Origin of the sequence: Pseudomonas sp. NPDC087697 (genome assembly GCF_044743155.1) — a bacterium.
GTDB lineage: Bacteria > Pseudomonadota > Gammaproteobacteria > Pseudomonadales > Pseudomonadaceae > Aquipseudomonas.
This window is the reverse complement of sequence record NZ_JBIUVW010000004.1, coordinates 191,925-205,511: the sequence shown is the minus strand read 5'-3', so window position 1 is coordinate 205,511 and position 13,587 is coordinate 191,925. Positions and strand designations below refer to the sequence as shown.

The 13,587-nt window shown below is 54.8% G+C and carries 10 protein-coding genes and 1 pseudogene; 7 read left to right on the top strand and 4 right to left on the bottom strand.

The genetic code is table 11. The features are described from left to right. Positions 1-201: 201 nt before the first annotated feature. On the top strand, positions 202-1,620 hold the full coding sequence (locus ACIPIN_RS05345; RefSeq protein WP_401116273.1) for an amino acid permease: 1,419 nt from the start codon (positions 202-204) through the stop codon (positions 1,618-1,620). Between the two features lie 142 nt (positions 1,621-1,762). On the opposite strand, the gene ACIPIN_RS05340 is transcribed toward ACIPIN_RS05345, so the two are convergent. Beyond that, on the bottom strand, positions 1,763-2,887 hold the full coding sequence (locus tag ACIPIN_RS05340) for an OpgC family protein (RefSeq protein WP_401116270.1): 1,125 nt from the start codon (positions 2,885-2,887) through the stop codon (positions 1,763-1,765). 199 nt (positions 2,888-3,086) lie between these two features. On the opposite strand from ACIPIN_RS05340, the gene ACIPIN_RS05335 reads away from it, so the two are divergent. The 5 genes and pseudogenes from ACIPIN_RS05335 to ACIPIN_RS05315 form a co-directional block, all read left to right on the top strand. Beyond that, positions 3,087-3,563 carry a GtrA family protein gene (locus ACIPIN_RS05335; protein ID WP_401116267.1) on the top strand — a complete coding sequence of 159 codons (477 nt, stop codon included), beginning with the start codon at positions 3,087-3,089 and terminating at the stop codon, positions 3,561-3,563. Continuing rightward, a complete protein-coding gene (locus ACIPIN_RS05330; RefSeq protein ID WP_401116265.1) occupies positions 3,560-4,501 on the top strand; it encodes a glycosyltransferase family 2 protein in 942 nt (313 codons plus the stop codon). Before ACIPIN_RS05335 ends, ACIPIN_RS05330 begins: the two co-directional genes overlap by 4 nt. Before the next feature lie 40 nt (positions 4,502-4,541). Then, on the top strand, positions 4,542-6,047 hold the full coding sequence (locus ACIPIN_RS05325) for a glucosyltransferase domain-containing protein (protein WP_401116262.1): 1,506 nt from the start codon (positions 4,542-4,544) through the stop codon (positions 6,045-6,047). Then, a complete protein-coding gene (locus ACIPIN_RS05320) occupies positions 6,041-7,573 on the top strand; it encodes a glycosyltransferase family 39 protein (RefSeq protein ID WP_401116260.1) in 1,533 nt (510 codons plus the stop codon). The genes ACIPIN_RS05325 and ACIPIN_RS05320 overlap by 7 nt, the downstream gene beginning before the upstream one ends. Before the next feature lie 166 nt (positions 7,574-7,739). Next, positions 7,740-8,423: pseudogene (locus ACIPIN_RS05315) on the top strand (glycosyltransferase family 39 protein); the annotation flags it as partial. A gap of 1,189 nt (positions 8,424-9,612) precedes the next feature. Here ACIPIN_RS05315 and ACIPIN_RS05310 read toward each other — a convergent pair. The 3 genes from ACIPIN_RS05310 to ACIPIN_RS05300 all read right to left on the bottom strand — a co-directional run bounded on the left by ACIPIN_RS05310 (position 9,613) and on the right by ACIPIN_RS05300 (position 12,485). Then, a complete protein-coding gene (locus ACIPIN_RS05310; RefSeq protein ID WP_401116257.1) occupies positions 9,613-9,897 on the bottom strand; it encodes a putative quinol monooxygenase in 285 nt (94 codons plus the stop codon). A gap of 56 nt (positions 9,898-9,953) precedes the next feature. After that, positions 9,954-11,570 (bottom strand): FMN-binding glutamate synthase family protein, encoded by a 1,617-nt coding sequence (locus tag ACIPIN_RS05305; protein WP_401116254.1) that lies wholly within the window; start codon positions 11,568-11,570, stop codon positions 9,954-9,956. A gap of 114 nt (positions 11,571-11,684) precedes the next feature. Beyond that, complete coding sequence (locus ACIPIN_RS05300; RefSeq protein ID WP_401116251.1) at positions 11,685-12,485, bottom strand: response regulator transcription factor; 801 nt, start codon at positions 12,483-12,485, stop codon at positions 11,685-11,687. A gap of 125 nt (positions 12,486-12,610) precedes the next feature. Between ACIPIN_RS05300 and ACIPIN_RS05295 the strand changes: the two genes are divergently transcribed. After that, positions 12,611-13,432, top strand: a complete 822-nt coding sequence (locus ACIPIN_RS05295; protein ID WP_401116249.1) for a carbon-nitrogen hydrolase family protein — start codon at positions 12,611-12,613, stop codon at positions 13,430-13,432. Positions 13,433-13,587 lie beyond the last annotated feature (155 nt).

The window sequence follows — 13,587 nt, the reverse complement described above, 5'->3', positions numbered from 1 at the left end:
TCTAGCTGAATATTGTCGTTTATAGAGTGAAAAACCCTGTAGGGAGCTTTTTATACTGCACGCCCCGCTGATCTTGCAGGTTTTGTCCTACAAGACGGATCTACCCACGAAGTGGATCCGGTATCAGGAAGTTCAGGCTTATCGGTCTGCGCTTCGACACTCGGTGGTCATATCCAATAACAATATGGAGGTTGTACCCCTATGCCCGTTGGCAATCACCAGCCCCACGGCGAGACCGCTCAGGGCGGCCCGCTCAAACGCGAACTCGGCGAACGGCATATTCGCCTGATGGCGCTCGGCGCCTGTATCGGTGTCGGTCTGTTCCTCGGTTCAGCCAAGGCCATCGAAATGGCCGGCCCGGCAATCATGCTGTCTTACATCATCGGCGGTCTGGCGATCCTGGTGATCATGCGCGCCCTCGGCGAAATGGCCGTGCACAACCCGGTCGCCGGCTCGTTCAGTCGTTATGCACAAGATTATCTCGGCCCGTTGGCAGGCTTCCTCACAGGGTGGAACTACTGGTTCCTGTGGCTGGTGACCTGCGTTGCGGAAATTACCGCGGTGGCGGTGTACATGGGCATCTGGTTTCCCGATGTGCCGCGCTGGATCTGGGCGCTGGCGGCGTTGGTGAGCATGGGCTCGATCAACTTGATCGCGGTCAAGGCCTTCGGTGAATTCGAATTCTGGTTCGCCCTGATCAAGATCGTCACCATCATCGCGATGGTGGTCGGTGGTATCGGCGTGATCGCATTCGGCTTCGGCAACGACGGCGTTGCGCTGGGGATTTCCAACCTGTGGAGTCACGGCGGCTTTATGCCGAATGGCGTGCAGGGCGTGTTGATGTCCCTGCAAATGGTGATGTTCGCCTACTTGGGCGTCGAGATGATCGGCTTGACCGCCGGTGAAGCGAAGAATCCGCAGAAGACTATTCCGAATGCGATCGGCTCGGTGTTCTGGCGCATCTTGCTGTTCTACGTCGGCGCGCTGTTCGTGATTCTGTCGATCTACCCGTGGAACGAAATCGGCACTCAGGGCAGTCCGTTTGTGATGACCTTCGAGCGTTTGGGTATCAAGACCGCTGCCGGCATCATCAACTTCGTGGTGATCACTGCCGCGCTGTCGTCCTGCAACGGCGGCATCTTCAGCACCGGGCGCATGCTCTACAGCCTGGCGCAGAACGGTCAGGCTCCAGCCGGTTTCGCCAAAACCTCGAACGGTGTGCCGCGTCGCGCCTTGTTGCTGTCGATCGGCGCGCTGTTGCTCGGCGTGTTGCTCAACTACCTGGTGCCGGAGAAAGTCTTTGTCTGGGTCACCGCCATCGCGACCTTCGGTGCGATCTGGACCTGGGTGATGATCCTGCTGGCGCAGCTCAGGTTCCGCAAGGGCCTGACCCCGGCTGAACGTGCCGGCCTCAAGTACCGCATGTGGCTGTACCCGGTGAGCTCGTACCTGGCGCTGACGTTCCTGGTGTTGGTGGTTGGCCTGATGGCCTACTTCCCGGACACCCGCGTCGCGCTCTATGTGGGGCCTGCGTTCCTGGTGCTGCTGACGGTGCTGTTTTACGTGTTCAAGTTGCAACCGACCAACGTCTCGCAAGGTGCGGTGCGCTCGGTTTCTTGAGTGCGTAACGCCTGAAATGCAAAAGCCCCGGTCTTTATGAGCGGGGCTTTTGTTTTTGAAGATCAAAGGATCGCAGCCTGCGGCAGCTCCTACGCTGATCGTGTTCCCTGTAGGAGCTGCCGCAGGCTGCGATCCTTTGATCTTAAGCGGCTGCCGCTTGCATCGGTCGATTCAAGCGTTTGTTCCAATCCAGCCACGCGGCCAGTACGGCCATCAACCCCACTCCCAGCAACGCACTGAAAACCTGTATCGCCAACGCATCTTCTGCCAGTGAGTTGAGCATGTCCGCTAACGGTGCCAGCAGCACCCCCAAACAAAACACTTCCAGCGAATAACGGCCCATGCGGCAGCTTTGCCGCGCCAGCCAGTTTTGCGTCCAGCCGCTGTTGGGCAAGAGTTTGGCAATGACATAGGCCAGCGCCAAAAAGTGCAGCAGTCGCGCCGGTGACAGGTTGGTCTTGCTGATCGGGTACAGCCATTCGCCAAGCATTCGGGGCATGAATGCGTCATGCACCGTCGGCCATTTCCACGACAACGCAATCAGTCCGGAGATCAGCAGATAGGTCGCTGCCGCAACAAACAATGGCTGATGCGGCAAGGTACGGGTGTCCGGTACAAGGGGGCGCTGACCGTGAATCGCCGCAGCGCCACCGAGGATAAACAGCAACTGCCAGGCCATCGGGTTGAAGAACCATACGCCGCCGTCGGTGGCCGCCAGGTTCCACTGAAACCATGGCGCCAGCATGTACAGCACCACCGACAACCCCACCACGTACTCGGCCTTGCGCAGCAACATCGGCAGTACCAGCGGCAGCCCGAGCAACAGCAGAATGTACAGCGGCAACGGGTCCATCAAGTTGGGTTTGAAGCGCAGCAGCAACTCATCGACCAAGGCCTGTTGCGGGTTGCTGAGAAAGTACTGCAGACCCATTTCCTGCACCAGGTCACGGGTTTCCACGTGACTGTTGGCGAAGAACACGATGCCCATCAGCACCGCCAGCAGAAAGATATGCACCACGTACAGCACCCAGGCGCGGCGCAGGATTTTCACGGTGGCGATCAAAAAACCATCGCGCCGGGCAATCTTGCCGTAGGCCAGTACCGCCGCGTAGCCCGCCAGAAACACGAAGATTTCCGCCGCATCACTGAAACCGAAATTGCGCACCGTGATATGGGCGAGGGGGTTCTGTGGCACGTGATCCCAGAAAATGAAGATCAGCGCCAGTCCGCGAAAGAAATCGATACGAAGGTCGCGTCCTTGGGTCATGACAACGGGCTCTTGAAAAGGGGAGAGTAAAGAGTGGTCAGCGGCGCAAAAGGTTGCGCGCCGCACATCGGCGGCGCGCAGGGTGGCGTGATTTGACGGTAATTGCAAAGCTCGGCTATTACCGGATGTCTCAGCGGCGGGAGGGGCAGGGCAAGGGCATGCAACTGATAGTTGACGCGAGTCGGTAGAACGGCATTTTTTGGCCATTGGTCTAATCGTTGACTGGAAAGTAGACAAGTGGGGCAGGGGTGCCAAGCTCTCTCCAGGGCGCGCGTTCAAATTGGAAACAAACGCAATGAACTTGAGAGCCGCATTTCACGGTTTTCCCGGATTCGTGTCGGTTGGCCTGCTTAATACGTTGATCCACTGGTCGACGTTTTTTGTTCTGCACACGGTCATGAGTTTTCGTCAGGCACCCAGTAACTTCGTGGGTTTTTGTCTGGCTGTCTCTTTTTCCTTTTATGCCAATGCGCGATACACCTTCAAACAAAAAACCAGTGTTTTACGCTATCTACTGTTTGTCGGGTTCATGGGCCTATTGAGCTATGGCGTGGGGTATGTGGCGGATCAGTTACTGCTGCCGGGGTTAGTGACCTTGGTGGTCTTTTCCGGCATCAGTCTGGTCTGTGGTTTCTTTTATTCGAAGTTTTTCATCTTTCGGGAGCGCGAGCAGTGAAGATCTCGCTGATTGTCCCGGTGTTCAATGAAGAGCAGGCGATTGACCTGTTTTATCAGGCTGTGCGTCAGGAACTGTCGATCGCTGATTGTGACGTCGAGATCGTGTTCATCAATGACGGCAGTTCCGACCAGACTGCGGAGCAGGCCAAGGCCCTCGCGTTGGCGGATGAGCATGTGCTGGTCATCAACTTCTCGCGCAACTTCGGCAAGGAACCCGCGTTATTTGCCGGGTTGGAGTACGCCAGTGGCGATGCGGTGATACCGATGGATGTCGACTTGCAGGACCCGATCAGCGTGATCCCGCTACTGATCCAGGAATGGAAGAACGGGGCTGATGTGGTTCTTGCCAAGCGCCACGATCGCACCGCCGACGGTTATATGAAACGGCAGAGCGCGGCACTGTTCTATCACCTGTTGAACCGGATCGCTTATACCCGGATAGAAGAGAACGTCGGTGATTTTCGGTTGATGGACCGCAAGGTCGTGAACGTGATCCGCACGCTCCCGGAACACAGGTTATTCATGAAGGGCATCCTGTCGTGGGCGGGTTTCAATACGGTGGTCGTCGAATATGAACGGGCCCAACGCGTGGCGGGCACGTCCAAGTTCAATATCTGGAAACTCTGGAACCTGGCGCTGGAAGGTATTACTTCTTTTAGTACGGTGCCCTTGCAGTTGTGGACGTATGTCGGTAGTGCGATTTCCCTGTTTGCAATTTTTTATGCGATTTATATGGTGCTGGACAAGATTTTCTTCGGTAATAACGTGCCGGGTTATCCTTCATTGATGACCGCTATTCTGTTTCTCGGTGGTGTGCAACTGATCGGTATTGGCATATTGGGTGAGTATGTCGGTCGAATTTATATTGAGTCGAAACATCGGCCGAGGTATGTGGTGAAAGATATTATTGGCGGCAAAGGAAAGCGCGAACTGTAAGAGAAGTCTGTGAAGTCAGGGCTGGGAAAGGAGCGCCGAAATGAGGGTGGCGAATTTTTTGACTAAGGAGTTGCTCGGTCGTGAAGTGTTCGTGTTTTTTTTACTGGCCACTGTTGTTTACGTATTTCCTCTGATACTGGTTGATTACTACTATATAGACGATAGCTGGCGGTCCTTGGCTGCCGGTACTGCCTGGACGGAGCAGGGGCGTTTATTTACCGAGTTGTTTTACAATGCTTTGACCTTCACCTCGGGCGCGCCCAATATTTTCCCGTTACCCCTGTTGATCGCCACGCTTGCCATGGCTTTTGCCTTGACGAAGCTGACGATGCATTACTACAAAGTACCCAATCTCTCATGCTGCCTGGTACTCCTGTCACTGTGGTATAACCCGTTTTTTTTGCAGAATTTATCTTATCAATATGACGGGCCAGCAACGGCGTTGAGCCTGGTGGCGGTTATTTATGCAATTGTATTTCAAAGCAAAACTACTGCCGTTCAGGTAGGGGTGTCCGGCGCATTTATTGCTGTTGGGCTCGGCTTGTATCAACTGAGTATCAATGTGTTTTTGGGGCTGTGCTGCATTGAGCTCGTTAGAGGTCTTAATAATAAAGAGTCCCTTGCTTGTCTAGCGTCAATGGCAGGATTGAAAGCGTTGCAGTTGCTAGCAGGATTGATCATTTATTTTTTGCTGGCCTATCCATTCATGACCCAAGAGCGCGTGGAGATGATTCCGTTCAATGTGAGCGGGCTTTGGCTGATCCTGAGTAATGGGGGATTATTAGTCGAAAAAATCGGATTGCTTTTTCAGGGCGGAAATCGTTGGTTGTCGTGGGCTGTATTGTTGTTAGCGGTCGTTGGAGGAGGGCTGGTTGGGCGAAAAATCACTCAAGGAAAAGAGACGTTGTTAAAAAGGATGCTGTTGGTTTTTTTGTATTTGTTGCTGACTTTATTCCTGGTTTTTTTGGTCTCAGGTTCGGCCCTGTTATTCAGGTTTTTCAATGAGGGCGCCAGAACGTTATTGGGTTTTGGTGTGCTTCTGGTGTTTTTGTTTTATCTGGTTCATCAGCTGTTAGTGACGGTTAACGCCAGGCTCGGTGTTTTATTGGTTGTGCCGTTGCTCAGCATGCTTTCGATTTCGTATGCGTATGGGCGGGTGCTGAATCTGCAGAAAGAGTTCGGACTGAGTGCTGAGTTCAATATGGCCTATGATATTGCTTCCCATCAGCGCTTGCGCGAAGCGAAGCGAATATACATGGCAATCAACTATTCAAATAGTTGGTTGCTAAGCGCTAAGGGAAGCTTTGAACAGCTCCCGGTGCTGAAATATATACTTAATATTGATTTTTATATGCTGTCCGAAAATCTACTCAGGGCGGGCATTACCAATGTCGTTCCAGAAAAGGAACGGAGAAATGCGACGCTGGTAGGTTATCGAAGGTACACGCCCGTGGTGAACAGTAAGTTTTATTCGATTTATCTGATTGGCGATTATGGCTTTATTGTTATGAGAGAAGTGCCCTCTTCTGGAGAAGATAAGTGGTAAACAGAATCAACAGTTCGAGTGCCAGTACTCTCCAAGGTAAGTGCTGGGCACTGTCGATTATTCTATTGGCGGCATGGGTGCGTTTTCACGACCTGAGCAAACCGGCTATCTGGGCTGATGAAGGCTTTACCTTGCTGCTGAGTTCATATTCTCCGTCTCAAATCCTGTTTCATACCGCTCGAGATGTGCACCCACCGCTGTATTATCTGATATTGCATGAATGGATGAGTGTGTTCGGGAATGGCGTTTTTGCTGCCCGAAGTCTGAGTGCGATGGCGGATGTCGCGACCGTCGCGCTGGGTATCTGGCTGGTTCGTTTGGTCAGTACACGACGAGCGGCGATGCTGGCCGGCATTATGTTGGCGTTACTGCCAATAGCGGTTCGCTACAGTCAGGAAATTCGCATGTATGCGTTGCTCGCACTGTTAATGGTCGGTGCGACGATTGCTTTCGTTTTCTGGGTAAAAGGCTCGGGCGGTCATTGGCCGCTTGCGGTCTATGCGTTGCTGATGGTGGCAGGACTTTATACCCACTATTTTGCGGCGGTGTGTATGGCATCGCATTGGGCCTATCTGTGGGTGCTGAGGTTTTCGCACGATGTAAAACATCAACCGTTATTAGCGCCCGCGTGGTGGGTGGCCAATGGGACCGTTATATTGCTTTTTGTGCCCTGGATTCCCAGCCTGATAAATCAGTCAAGACTTTCCGGTTTCAACTGGATAGTGCCGCTGGACGTTCCTACTGTGGTTTCAGCGTTCTGGCAGTTTGTGAGCTATAGCGAAGGTCCAAAAGAGTCGATTGGGATGTTCTATAGCTTGCCACTTTTATTCTTGGCGGTTTCGGTAGTGATTGTCATGCGGGACAGGAGTGAGAATAAGTTCGGCATGCTACTCGTCATGTATACCTGGATTCCGCTGGCTTTGATTGCGATTGTCTCACTCATTCGACCACTGTTTGTTTATCGTTATTTTGTATTCGCTGCGTTGGGCCTGCCGATGATCGTTGCGGTTGGACTGGATGTACTGTGGGAGCGCGGAAAAGCGTTGTCTTTTATTCTGCTGGTATTGATGGTGTCTACAGAAAGTGTCGGGTTATATAACATCTATCACAAGGGGCATATTGTGTATGCCGAGGTAAACAAGGTGGATGCCCTGGCAGAACACATCAATGCACTGGCTCGTGCTGATGACGGTGTAGTGGTTGCGAATATGTTTCTTTACTATCCATTCGCTTACTACAACAAGACCGGGGTGACGCCGATGTTTTATACGCCACCGCATCAGGACGGTACTTCCGGGCGTCCTGACGGCTATATGACATCGACGCTGATTCAACAAAACGCAGATAAGGTCTATCTCGATAACCTTGAATGGCTAACGCCGAGCTCAGGTCGGGTGTGGGTTCTGGACGGTCGTGGTGACGGGGCGCAAAAGGTAGTTATCCCTGAACACTGGCAGTTGCTCGACACCTTTACCGCGGGTGATGGAGACGTCCGGCTGTTTTCAGTGGGTCCCGGGATTCCGTGAAGCAGCTAAAAAAAACCGACCTGAGCAGCCTTGTTAGCTAGCCTTTATCAATGACAGCAGTCCGTTTTATCGAGTGCGTTTAGCGTAAACACGGATCCACGGCGAAGGTCAGCAGTCCGTGGTCAGGTACCTGTTTCTATCAGGTTTACGTTGTCAGGGGGGGCATATGGGTCTTCAACATCGTGGCGGTACAGGGTTTCTATCCCAGCGCTTATCGGTAGGTAGCGGTGGGTGGGTGCTTGTCATGATGCTTGCGCTCATTGTGCGGTTTTACGACATCAGCCTTCCCTATTTCTGGACCGATGAAGCGTTCTCGGCATTGGTGGGGGTTCAGTCGCCGGAGCGTATCTGGTTTCACCTGGGGCATGACGTTCATCCGCCGCTGTATTTTTTATTGCTCCATGCCTGGATGTCTGTTTTTGGTGAGGGAGTGTTTGCGATTCGGGCCATGAGCGCGCTCGCGGGTGTCGCGACAGTCATGCTGGGTGTTTGGTTGATGCGATTGATCACCACGCCAAGGGTGGCCTTGTTGGCCGGGCTTTTTCTGGCCTTGTTGCCGATATCAGTTCGCTACAGCCAGGAAGCCCGGATGTATACGCTGGAGGGGATGTGGCTGCTGGGAGCAACTATTGCCCTGGTTTATTGGATCAAAAGCGCTCGCAATCGATACCTGGCAGGCTATGTCGTGCTCATGATGGCCGCCTTATACACACATTACCTGGCTGTTTTATGTTTGCTGTCTCACTGGTTATACCTCGTTGTCTTGCGCCTTCAGCGAGATGAAACGCTTCATTACCTCTCACGGCCGATATGGTGGGCCGCTAATGTGCTCATTGTTTTTCTTTATATCCCTTGGTTGATCAGCCTGGGTAATGAGGTGTTTTTAAATACAGAGAAGTTAAAGACGGGAGGGGATATTTACTGGATACCTGAATTGACGATTTATACGTTGCCTTCAGCGGTCTGGAAATTTTTAACGGTGAAGAATGGGCTGGAGTTTGCAAGCCCGGTTTATGTATTGCTTCCGGCGCTGGTGCTGGCATCGGTGGTGTGGGTCGGGCTCAAGGCACGAAGCAGGTTGAAACTTGAGTTATTGCTGGTTATCTATGTGCTGTTGCCGGTGCTGATTATTTTTATGGTGTCATTCGGTTTTCCCATATTTGTTGAACGGTACATGGCATTTGCGGCGCTTGGCTTGCCGATGATTGTAGCGTTGGCAATAAGCCGGGTTGCCCGTCGCACACGTGTCCTGGCATGGGTGTCTGTCCTGTTGATGGTCGGAGTTCAGCTCATGGGGCTGAATACTATCTATAAACAACAAGATGATCTGGATGATCCGCGTAATGAATCCATTTACCCGCTTGACAATATTGTGTCGCGTATCAATGAGAGCGCTGTCGCAGGCGACAACATCATTGTGGATGGCGCGTACTGGTATTACAGCGTTGCTTACTACAATCGCTCCGATATTCAACCACGGTTGTATCAGGCGCCCTGGGATAACAGCACGGATAACCGACCCAACGGCTATGGCGCGTCCACGTTGATTTACCAGGATCGGGATAAAGTCTTTCTCGACAACCTTGTCAGCGTATCGCCAGACATCAAGCGAGTGTGGTGGGTGACATCGACTCGCCTGGCGGATGATGAAAACCATTTTCCAGGCAATTGGCAATGCGTGTTCGCGCAAGGCGAGGGGGACATGGAGCTTCGACTCTATTTGACCAGCGCCTCTGCAAACCAAACCACCAGTGGCTGTTCTACTCAGCCACCTGATGGTCACGAGTATGCGTCACACAGCATTGGCCTCAAAGCTGTCAGCCCGCGCCATCTGCCACATCCGTGAATAGAACTCGCCATTTACCTCTCCAGTGAGCAACTTCCAGGTGTGCGATGGGATCGCTTGTCCGAAACGATGGGCTACCCATTATTTCTGACAGTAAACGGATGCCTCGTATGGTGGCTACAGACGCCGGCTGGAAAGGGACGCGGCGGTTGAGTGTGTTTAATTGTCCCGTTTTTCGTATCTCGAATGGAGGTCAGAACTCATCCATCAGCACAACAATGCAATCTTTGGCCTGATAGCGGTTGATCTGCGGCACCAACCGTCTGAAGTGCTCCGACTGGCAATGAGCATCCAGCGCGGCCTGATTCGGCCATTGCTCGACGAAGATGAAATGCCCCGGGTCTTTCTGGTCGACGAATAGGACATAAGCGATGCAATCCGGCTCCTGTCGGGTTTTCTCCACCAGTTCGGTGTACCACGGGCGGACGGTTTCGATATGTTCGGGTTTGATGAAATCCTGGGCAATCACTTTCAGCATGGTTTCTTCCTTGGAAAAAGCGCCAACCTCGCGACGAGGTTGGCGTAAAGCTATCTTCAAGCGGCCACTTCATTGGCCTCAAAGCTGTCAGCCCGCGCCATCTGCCACATCCGTGAATAGAACTCGCCATTCACTTCACCCGTCAGCAATTCGCCGGGTTTGAGGAACACATGCAGTTGGGAAAACAGTTTGATCTCGGTGGCCGACATCCGCCGTACCAGATGTTTGGCCGACAGCTGCGACGGGTGTTCGAGGCCGGCAGCGGCGAGCATTTCAGCCAGGGCCTTGAGGGTGCTGCGGTGGAAGTTGAACACGCGCTGGGCCTTGTCCGGCACCACTAGCGCACGTTGGCGCAGAGTGTCCTGAGTGGCGACGCCGGTCGGGCATTTGTTGGTGTGGCAGCTTTGCGACTGGATGCAGCCGATGGCGAACATGAAGCCACGGGCCGAGTTGGCCCAGTCGGCGCCGATCGCCAGAACGCTGGCGATGTCGAAGGCACTGACGATTTTGCCGCTGGCGCCGAGTTTGATCTTGTCCCGCAGGTTCAGGCCCACCAGGGTGTTGTGCACGAACAGCAGGCCTTCGCGCATCGGCACACCGATATGGTCGGTGAACTCCACGGGTGCTGCGCCGGTGCCGCCTTCCTTGCCGTCGACCACGATGAAGTCCGGCAGGATGCCGGTTTCCAGCATGGCCTTGGCAATGCCCATGAATTCCCACGGGTGGCCGAGGCAGAACTTGAAGCCCACGGGTTTGCCACCGGACAGCTCACGCAGTTGCTTGATGAAGTGCATCATTTCAATCGGCGTGGAGAATGCGCTGTGGCGTGACGGCGATACACAGTCCTGGCCCATCGGAACGCCGCGAGTATCGGCGATTTCCTGGGTCACTTTGTGCTTGGGCAGGATGCCGCCGTGGCCGGGTTTGGCGCCCTGGCTCATCTTGATTTCGATCATTCGAACTTGCGGATCCTGGGCCTGAGCGGCAAAGCGTTCCGGGTCGAAACGACCGTCGGCGGTGCGGCAGCCGAAGTAGCCGCTGCCCAGTTCCCAGGTCAGGTCGCCACCGTGTTCACGGTGGTAGGGGCTAATGCTGCCTTCGCCGGTGTCATGGGCGAAGTTGCCGAGTTTGGCGCCCTGGTTGAGGGCACGGATCGCGTTGGCGCTCAGCGAACCAAAACTCATGGCCGAGATGTTGAACACTGAGGCCGAGTACGGTTTTGTGCATTGCGGGCCGCCGACAATCACTCGAAAACCGCTCGGGTCGCTCACGGGCGCCGGGCGCATGGAGTGACCGATGAACTCGAAACCCGACTGGTACACGTCGATCAGCGTACCGAAGGGTTTGTCGGCGCTTTCGTTCTTGGCCCGCGAATAGACCAACGAACGCTGGGCCCGGGAGAAGGGCAGGGCGTCGCTGTCGGATTCGAGCAGGTATTGGCGGATTTCCGGGCGAATGCCTTCCACCAGATAACGGATATTGCCCAGGATCGGGTAGTTGCGGCGTACCGCGTGGGGGCTTTGCAACAGGTCGAAAATACCCAGCAGGCTCAGCAGGCCGGTGACGATGGAGATTGGCCAGAGCCAGTCGTATTCAAGAAACGGCAGGCTGGCGAGGGTGAAGATCACGCAGACGGCAAAGAAGGCGTAGCGGCTCAGGAGTGACAGGCTCATACGGGTTCCTTTGGTTCCGGTCGTTAGTTGTAAAAAGATCGCAGCCTTCGGCAGCTCCTACGCCGAACGCGTCCCCCTGTAGGAGCTGCCGAAGGCTGCGATCTTTTCAGGTATTCAGGTGTTTTGTGCCTGGAGAAATATAGAGAACAGTTCGGACTGGGATTTGATCCCCAGCTTGCTGTAAATATGTTTCTTATGGACTTTCACGGTTTCGGCAGATATTTCCAGCTTACGAGCGATTTCCTTGCTGGAGCAACCGCTGAGCATCAAACGCCCGACATCTAGCTCCCGGGCGGTCAACTGCGCACCTTTGAGTTGCTGCACCGAGGCTTCCAGCTGCACCCGCCAGTCGGCTTGCGGCGGAGCGGGTGCCAGCGCCATGACTTCGTTGATTTCATAGGGCAAGCGCTGGCGCAACAGACCCAGCACCCAAGGTTGGATCAACGACAGCAAGGCGATTTGCTGGCCGCTGAAACGCTGTTTACTGCCCAGCGACAGGCACAGCGTGCGGTCGCCTTCGAGCTGGCAATTGAACTGGATTTCATCGGCCACCACATTCAGACGAAAGTAGCGCTGGTAATACTCGGTCAACTCGAAGTGCTCGGGTGCCACTTCCGACAGGCGATAGAGCCCGGTGCGCGACTGTTCGCGGCAGGCGATGTAGAACGGGTCGAGCAGGTATAAGCCGCGCAGGTAATCCTGGAACAACTGATCGGGGTTGCCATCCTCGCCGGGGCATTCGGCGAACACCTGTGGGTGGCGGTCGGCGCTGAATAGCAGCGCCACCCAGCTGTCGAAGGGCACGTACTGATCCAACAACCGTACAAGCTGCGTCCAGAAATTGGGCTTGTCCAGGGCGTCGATCAGTTGCCCCACCGAGCGGTGCCAGGTGATGTCGTCTAACGAAAGTGTCATGCATCTACCCCTATAGGGTTACCCCAGCCGCGTAATTCCCTGGCCGGTTGCTTGCTGCGCATACTGGCGCACAGACACCGGCCGAGCAATCTTTCCCAGCCCGGCGCTCAGAACAAGGACTACAGATGAAAGTCGAACTTGCCCAATTGGCGGGCCGTGACAACGATACGGCTTACAACCTCGAACGCGCCTTGGCGGCGATTGCTGCCTGTGCTGCCGATACGCAGTTGATCGTGTTTCCCGAAACCCATCTGATGGGATTCCCGTCCCTTGAAGCTCTGGCCCGGACCGCCGAACCGCTGAATGGCCCGACCGTCAGCGCGGTGCTGGCTGCGGCCCGTGAGCGCAACATTGCCGTCGTGATCGGCACGGCCGAGAACGACAACGGTCGTTTCTACAACACCACGCTGATGATCACCCCCGAAGGCATTGCGCTGAAATATCGCAAGACGCACTTGTGGGCGTCGGATCGCGACGTATTCGAGGCCGGTGACCGTTACGCCACTTGCCTGTGGAACGGTGTGCGGGTCGGCCTGCTGATTTGTTACGACATCGAATTTCCCGAGACCGCCCGGGCCCTGGCGCAACTGGGCGCCGAGTTGCTCATTGTCACCAACGGCAACATGGACCCCTACGGCCCGACTCACCGCACCGCAATCATGGCCCGCGCTCAGGAAAATCAGGTGTTCGCGCTGATGGTCAACCGGGTGGAAGAGGGCGATGGCGGGTTGTTGTTTGCGGGCGGCAGTTCGTTGGTGGATCCGCTGGGCACACTGCTGTTCGAAGCCGGGCGTGAGGAGGGTCAGTTTGCGGTGGAGCTGGATCTGAGTCAGTTGGCGACGGCGCGGCAGGATTATCGGTACCTGGATGATCAGCGGCTGAAGTTGTCGGGGGAGATGGTTGAGCATGCTTCTGGATTGCGGGAGCTGCTGATTCCTTCGAACTGATTCGGTTTCTGTGTCGTCAGGGCTGACGCTATCGCGAGCAAGCTCGCTCCCACATTTGGAATGCGTACCCCTGTGGGAGCGAGCTTGCTCGCGAAGAGGCCCTCACAGACAACACACCTGTTTGCCCCAAGAACAACAACGCAACACCCGTAATT

Excerpts from the sequence above, each read along its gene's own strand:
- ACIPIN_RS05300 (WP_401116251.1), bottom strand. The coding sequence starts at position 12,485 with ATGACACTTTCGTTAGACGACATCACCTGGCACCGCTCGGTGGGGCAA.
- ACIPIN_RS05305 (WP_401116254.1), bottom strand. The coding sequence starts at position 11,570 with ATGAGCCTGTCACTCCTGAGCCGCTACGCCTTCTTTGCCGTCTGCGTG.
- ACIPIN_RS05295 (WP_401116249.1), top strand. The coding sequence starts at position 12,611 with ATGAAAGTCGAACTTGCCCAATTGGCGGGCCGTGACAACGATACGGCT.
- ACIPIN_RS05310 (WP_401116257.1), bottom strand. The coding sequence starts at position 9,897 with ATGCTGAAAGTGATTGCCCAGGATTTCATCAAACCCGAACATATCGAA.
- ACIPIN_RS05340 (WP_401116270.1), bottom strand. The coding sequence starts at position 2,887 with ATGACCCAAGGACGCGACCTTCGTATCGATTTCTTTCGCGGACTGGCG.
- ACIPIN_RS05345 (WP_401116273.1), top strand. The coding sequence starts at position 202 with ATGCCCGTTGGCAATCACCAGCCCCACGGCGAGACCGCTCAGGGCGGC.
- ACIPIN_RS05325 (WP_401116262.1), top strand. The coding sequence starts at position 4,542 with ATGAGGGTGGCGAATTTTTTGACTAAGGAGTTGCTCGGTCGTGAAGTG.